Consider the following 6455-nt stretch of genomic DNA (forward strand, 5'->3'; position numbering starts at 1 on the left):
AGCAAGTACTTTTTTAAAAATATTTTTAATTGATTTTATTACCTTTGCAACTCACTAAAAAATACGAATATGTTTAACAAAAATATCAAATTAATCATTGCCGGACTAATTATTGCTTTTGGAATTTACCAATTCTTTGAAAGCAATATCGGAAACGGAATATTTTTATTATTATTTTCTTCCATTTTTATCTTTTTATATTTCAAAAACGAATTAATCTTATTAGCCTTTTTAAAGTTACGTAAACAAGACTTAGAAGGCGCTAAAGTTTGGTTAGATAAAATTAAAAATCCGGAAACTGCATTAGTGAAAAAACAACAAGGATATTACAATTATCTTAATGGTATCATGGTTTCGCAGACCAATTTAACTCAGGCTGAAAAATTCTTTAAAAAAGCCATTGAATTAGGTTTGTCTATGGATCAGGACTTAGCCTTAGCTAAATTACAATTGGCCGGAATTGCGATGACCAAGAGACGTAAAATGGAAGCAACCAATTTACTGAATGAAGCAAAGAAGTTAGATAAGCACAATATGCTGAAAGATCAGATTAAAATGATGCAACAGCAAATGAAAAAGATTTAATAAAAAAATCCCCTGAGTACTCAGGGGATTTTTTTATTTTGTGAATATCATCTTTCCGGCGATCAGTAAAAGTATCACTCCGAATATTTTGCGTAGTACTTTTTCATTTAAACCAACGGCAATTTTACTACCTAAAAATCCGCCTACAATAAAAAAGAGAGAAATCATCACGGCGTAACGCCAATCAACAAAACCTTCTTTATGATAATTCAGAACCGCTAAAAGTGTTACCGGTGGTAATAGCGCTGCCAGACTGGTTCCCTGTGCTTCCTGCTGAGTAAATCCCAACAGCAGCAGCAGAGGTACTATTATAATCCCTCCTCCTATACCTATTAATCCGCTCAGTATCCCTGCTAAAAGTCCTATACATATTAAAAAGAGTATTATTTGCAGTGTCATTCTACTCATTTTAGTAACCGGCTGTCGGAATAACTAACTCATACATTTTCCCTGATTTATTCGGTAAACTTTTATCACGAAGCCAAGGGTTATGTAATTTTAGGATTTTATAATTGATTCCCTGAGACTTAGCAAAATCTGCCAGATCATTAATTGTACTATCAACCTGAATGGTCTTAAACGGTACTTCTTTATACAATGCTTCCTGAGGGATCGCAAATCCGTATTTAGCTGAATTCTGCATGATCTCTTTTAATGCCAGAATACGAAAAACATAACGAGAGGTTTCTTCAGGCAGCAGTAAATCATAAAAATCGCCAACTTGTTGTTCCTCCAATCTTCTGGAAACCCCATTCATTCCACCGTTATAAGAAGCTGCTGCCAATGTCCAGCTTCCGAATTTAGCATAAGCCTCTTTTAAATAAGCACAGGCAGCTTCGGTAGATTTTACCAGATCATAACGTTCGTCTACATAACTATTCACTTCCATCCCGTTCTCTTTGGCCGTTGCCGGCATAAATTGCCATACTCCTCTTGCTCCGGCAGGAGAAACCGCATTGACCAAGCTACTTTCGATTACGGCTAAATATTTAAAATCATCCGGCACTCCGTTTTTTTTCAAAATAGGTTCGATCACCGGAAAAACTTTATTGGCTCTTTTGATAACCAAAGTGGTATTGGAATGATAATTCATATTGGTTACCATTTCACGATCCAAGCGCTCCTGAACATCCATTATTTTATAAGGAACTACTTCATCAGCAAAATTCATTTGCTTAGGATAGTCTACATAAACAGATTCTTTCACAACGGTGGCTGTAGCATAAACAAATAAACTTGCCACTAAAACAACTCCTAAAATTACACCGATCTTTTTCATACTACTTGTTTTCTTGTTTTTTCTTCTAATATTACTGAGGGTAAATTTTGATTTAACCACATGAATTTATTTATAATCATAATATGTGTTCCTCCCTTTACAACTATACAATCTGAAATATATTGTATAGGAAACACTTCGTCTTTATCTCCGTGAATATGAACAACTTCATCATCCGGCTCTGTTCGTGACCAATTGACAACATTTTGTATTGACCAGTCGAGATAGTATTTATCTCTGACGCTTAAATACTTTTCATAAAGCTTAATCCGTTTAGCAACAATACTGTTCCCGAACGAATATTTCACCAGACTATCCGTATTAGCCAACAAACCGGTAGGTATCAATTTGTAGGCCAAAGTTTTTTTTGCAAACTGCATTTTTTTCGGGAGTTCTTTATTGGTTTTAACGCTTGAGATGATTATTACTTTAGAAACATTCAAAAACCGTTTCATTTCCTGAACTAAAATCCCTCCGAAAGATACTCCTATCAAAACTGCTTTATCATGCTTTACATTTTCACTCATTCGCTTGGCATATTGTTCCAAAGTTTCTTCCGGCAACGGTACCATCCATTCCAAAAAAAACATTTCGAATTGCTCTTCCGGTAACTTTATATTCTCAAAAATAGCCGGGCTTGCAGCCAGACCGGGCATAAAATAAACAGGAATCTTAGCCATACAATCTATATCTGTTTTGTAAAGTCACTATAAAAATACCATTTTATTTTTCTTTTCTGTATTTTTCAAAATAGAATTTATAAATTTTAACTTTCTGTTAGAAACTTTAAAAGTTTAACGCCATATTGATTTGAATTTGACAATCAAATCACTAACTTTGCAGAAGTAATTGAAAATTATTTTTTTGATTCGCAACGAAATCAACACACGTTCTACCATAAAATATTTTTCAGATGGAAATAAAAGATAACGAACTGTTAAGACAATTCGAAGTTAAAACTGACGAAGGCCTACTGACCATTGAATACTCACTTCAGGAAAGAAAGATTTTTTTAACCAAATTCTGCCCAAATGATTGTGAAGATGAAAAAGTACATCAAGAATTTATAAAAACTGTTTTAGACCTGGTAGAGGAGCGAAATTTACGAGTTGTTCCTACCCATGCTAAACTGATCAGTTTTTTCAGAAAGAACAGAAGATACCAGAATATGCTACCTCCGGGAATTAAAATATAAAAAAACACGCTTAAAGCGTGTTTTGTCTTTTTTATACTAAAGTATCCGTAAATTCAATTCTGACAGCACCTTCTTCGTCAATTTTTGACAAATTGACCGGGCGAAGTGTATTCACTAATTCCGGATTCCAAGGAGTTTTTACTTTTACATAATTCTCTGTGAATCCATGAATATAGCCTTCTTTATTTTCGCCTTCAAACAATACTGTTCTCGCTGTCCCGATCTGACTTTCATAAAAAGCTCTACGCTTTTTAACCGAAAGCCCCCTAAGCATTTTGCTTCTTTTAGAACGCACGTTCATTGGCACCACTCCTTCCATTGCAACAGCTTCCGTATTATCGCGCTCAGAATAAGTAAACACGTGTAAATAAGAAATATCCAAATCGTTTAAAAAATGATAGGTTTCCAAGAAATGTTCATCTGTTTCACCCGGAAAGCCCACAATAACATCTACTCCGATACACGCATGTGGCATTACTTCACGAATTTTCGCCACTCGCTCTGCATACAATTCCCGTAAATAACGACGTTTCATTTTCTTTAAAATGTCGTTACTTCCGCTTTGCAACGGAATATGAAAATGCGGCACAAAAGTTCGACTGTTTGCTACAAAATCAATCGTTTCATTTTTCAATAAATTAGGTTCAATAGACGAAATACGCAAACGTTCAATCCCTTTTACTTTATCCAAATTCTGAACCAATTCCAGAAAAGTATGTTCGTGCTTTTTATTACCAAACTCTCCTTTTCCGTAATCCCCGATATTTACTCCGGTCAATACAATTTCTTTAATTCCTTTTGCAGAAATTTCAGCAGCATTTTTCAATACATTTTCCATGGTATCGCTACGAGAAATACCTCTCGCCAAAGGAATAGTACAATAGGTGCATTTATAATCGCAACCGTCCTGCACTTTTAAAAACGCACGTGTTCTATCACCAATAGAATAGCTCCCTACATAAAAATCAGCTTCTTCAATTTCGCACGAATGTACTTCACCCATATCGTTTTTAGACAGGTCGTTGATATAATCTGTAATCTTGAATTTCTCGGTTGCTCCCAGAACTAAATCCACACCATCAACTGCGGCTAGTTCCTCCGGTTTTAACTGGGCATAACATCCCACAGCCGCTATAAAGGCTTTTTCATTCTTTTTTAGCGCTTTACGTACTATTTGTTTGAATTGTTTATCGGCATTATCCGTAACCGAACAAGTGTTTATCACATAAATATCAGCTACTTCATCAAAGTCAACGCGGTCAAAGCCTTCGTCTTGAAAATTTCTGGCAATTGTAGAGGTTTCTGAGAAATTTAATTTACACCCTAAAGTGTAGAATGCTACTTTATTTTTATTTTCCATATATAACTCTCAATTAATGAAATCGTTGTCAAAAAATTGAGGAGTGCAAAGATAAGATTAAATTAGATATCTAGACTATTGTAAAGCTTAGATATTTTTAAATCTGATGTTGTTTCTAAAACAATTCTGTAACTTTTAAAAAATTTCTTGCGTATAATTACCAAAAAAGATTATGGCAGGAGAAGGTTTTATGATGAATGCAATTCAGAGCTTAAAATTTAACAAAGCACAACGCAGATCAAAAAAGTCAGACTGGAAAGATTATGCGGGACAAGAAAAAGTACCTGGACGTGACTCTATAAAGGCCACACCGGAATTATTAGAATCCATAAGATCACAAAAACAGAAAGAAAATAAAAAGAGAAATAAAATCAGAATTTTATTTATTGTAATATATTTATCAGCTATTCTACTTATTTCGACACTAATCAGCATTTACAACTGATTAGTGTTGATCTTCTATCTCTTTACCTATATCTTGGATCGAGTCGACTTTTACTTCTTCATTTTTCCATTTTTTCTCTAAAAGAATATAAAAAAAGTACGCAGACAAAGCTCCGGCCGGTACGCCGATAAGCGCCATCATTATCTTATTATCCCAATCTATTGAAATATCGAAAAAAACGGTTACCAGTCCTATTGTAAAACCTATAATTGCCTGTCCTGCGTAGTAGACTACTATTCCTAAAATAGCATACAACCATTTGTTTTGGCTATATTTTTCTGCTAATTGGTAAAAATATTTTCCTACCCAATAAATTAAAATAAGCCCAAACATTATTCTTTTCTGTATTTCTTAGTTTCTTCAAATACGTGTTCTAAAATTGCCGCATCTTGTTCTGTAAATTCTATATGGCGACGTGCCATAACTATTTTAGCCGTTTCAAAAGCTTTTTTAGTCAAATAAGTAGTAAAACCTGAAGCTCCACCCCAAGAAAAACTTGGCACAAAATTTCGAGGAAATCCACTCCCGAAAATATTGGTAGAAACACCTACAACTGTTCCGGTATTAAACATTGTATTGATACCACATTTACTATGATCTCCCATCATTAAACCACAAAACTGTAAGCCGGTCTTTGCAAAATTTTCTGTCTCATAACTCCACAAACGCACCGGTTCATAATTATTTTTCAGGTTTGAATTATTACTATCTGCTCCAATGTTACACCATTCTCCTAAAACAGAATTTCCTAAAAACCCATCATGACCTTTGTTTGAATATGCGAATAAGACCGAATTATTTACTTCTCCTCCCACTCTACAATGCGGACCAACAGTCGTTGCCCCATAAATTTTAGCCCCGAGTTTTACCTGTGCTTCTTCACCCAAGGCAAATGGTCCACGAATTAATGATCCTTCCATGATCTCTGAATTAGCACCTATATAAATTGGCCCGGACGAAGCGTTCAAAGTCACAAATTCTAATTGTGCTCCTTCTTCAATAAATATATTCTCCGGAGCAATGACGTTAACACTTTTAGGAATAGGTTGAGAAACCCTGCCTTCTGTTAAAAGTTCAAAGTCTTCACGAATTGCTAAATCATTTTTAGCAAAAATATCCCATGTATTTTCAATACGAATAAAATCTTCCTCATAATCCAATAGTTCGTACTCATCAAAATCAATCTCCTCCTGAGTATCATCTGTAAAAAATGCTATGATCTCTTCTCCGGCAATTATGGCTTGATTGCGTTCTAAATTCAGAATCATTTCAACTAAAACATCATTCGGAAAAAAAGAAGCGTTAATCATGATATTCTCCTCCATTTCTACCATCGGGTATTTATCCATTAAATACTCCTCTGTTAAAGTTGTCGTTGTATAGCCTAAAAACCTTTCCCACTTTTCTCTGATGGTCAGGATACCTACACGAATATCAGCGACCGGACGGGTAAACGTAAACGGTAATAACGCATTGCGTACAGTTCCGTCAAAAAGTATATAGTTCATTTATTTTTTCAATTACATTAAAGTGCTTAAAGTTAAGACAAATCTGCAAAAGCAAAAATTATTTTTAATAGTATCAAAAAAAA

General features: G+C 34.6%; 9 protein-coding genes. 3 read left to right on the forward strand and 6 right to left on the reverse strand.

All coding sequences use genetic code 11. The features are described 5' to 3' along the window. Window positions 1-69 precede the first annotated feature (69 nt). Complete coding sequence (locus NHF50_RS02875; RefSeq protein WP_109568255.1) at window positions 70-585, forward strand: hypothetical protein; 516 nt, start codon at window positions 70-72, stop codon at window positions 583-585. A 33-nt stretch (window positions 586-618) separates the two neighbouring features. Here NHF50_RS02875 and NHF50_RS02880 read toward each other — a convergent pair whose 3' ends face one another. The 3 genes from NHF50_RS02880 to NHF50_RS02890 are packed head-to-tail and all read right to left on the reverse strand — an operon-like array spanning window position 619 to window position 2544. After that, on the reverse strand, window positions 619-984 hold the full coding sequence (locus NHF50_RS02880; RefSeq protein ID WP_109570582.1) for a sulfite exporter TauE/SafE family protein: 366 nt from the start codon (window positions 982-984) through the stop codon (window positions 619-621). A gap of 10 nt (window positions 985-994) precedes the next feature. After that, window positions 995-1864 (reverse strand): lytic transglycosylase domain-containing protein, encoded by an 870-nt coding sequence (locus tag NHF50_RS02885; protein WP_252774999.1) that lies wholly within the window; start codon window positions 1862-1864, stop codon window positions 995-997. Further along, complete coding sequence (locus NHF50_RS02890; protein WP_252775000.1) at window positions 1861-2544, reverse strand: alpha/beta hydrolase; 684 nt, start codon at window positions 2542-2544, stop codon at window positions 1861-1863. Before NHF50_RS02890 ends, NHF50_RS02885 begins: the two co-directional genes overlap by 4 nt. A 233-nt stretch (window positions 2545-2777) precedes the next feature. Between NHF50_RS02890 and NHF50_RS02895 the strand changes: the two genes are divergently transcribed. Next, entirely contained in the window at window positions 2778-3059 is a 282-nt protein-coding gene (locus NHF50_RS02895; RefSeq protein WP_109568257.1) for a GNAT family N-acetyltransferase, read from the forward strand. 31 nt (window positions 3060-3090) lie between these two features. Here the strand turns inward: NHF50_RS02895 and mtaB are convergent, their stop codons facing one another. Further along, complete coding sequence (gene mtaB / locus NHF50_RS02900) at window positions 3091-4419, reverse strand: tRNA (N(6)-L-threonylcarbamoyladenosine(37)-C(2))-methylthiotransferase MtaB (RefSeq protein WP_109568258.1); 1329 nt, start codon at window positions 4417-4419, stop codon at window positions 3091-3093. A gap of 172 nt (window positions 4420-4591) precedes the next feature. On the opposite strand from mtaB, the gene NHF50_RS02905 reads away from it, so the two are divergent. Beyond that, window positions 4592-4864 carry a hypothetical protein gene (locus tag NHF50_RS02905; RefSeq protein ID WP_252775001.1) on the forward strand — a complete coding sequence of 91 codons (273 nt, stop codon included), beginning with the start codon at window positions 4592-4594 and terminating at the stop codon, window positions 4862-4864. On the opposite strand, the gene NHF50_RS02910 is transcribed toward NHF50_RS02905, so the two are convergent. Together NHF50_RS02910 and NHF50_RS02915 are read right to left on the reverse strand one after the other, a co-directional pair. After that, window positions 4865-5197, reverse strand: a complete 333-nt coding sequence (locus NHF50_RS02910) for a hypothetical protein (protein WP_252775002.1) — start codon at window positions 5195-5197, stop codon at window positions 4865-4867. Beyond that, window positions 5197-6372, reverse strand: coding sequence for a GlmU family protein (locus NHF50_RS02915; RefSeq protein WP_252775003.1), 1176 nt, complete (start codon window positions 6370-6372; stop codon window positions 5197-5199). Before NHF50_RS02915 ends, NHF50_RS02910 begins: the two co-directional genes overlap by 1 nt. Between the last annotated feature and the right edge of the window lie 83 nt (window positions 6373-6455).

The sequence above is a fragment of the Flavobacterium sp. NRK F10 genome, from assembly GCF_024054235.1.
In the GTDB taxonomy this organism is placed as follows: Bacteria; Bacteroidota; Bacteroidia; order Flavobacteriales; family Flavobacteriaceae; genus Flavobacterium; species Flavobacterium sediminis.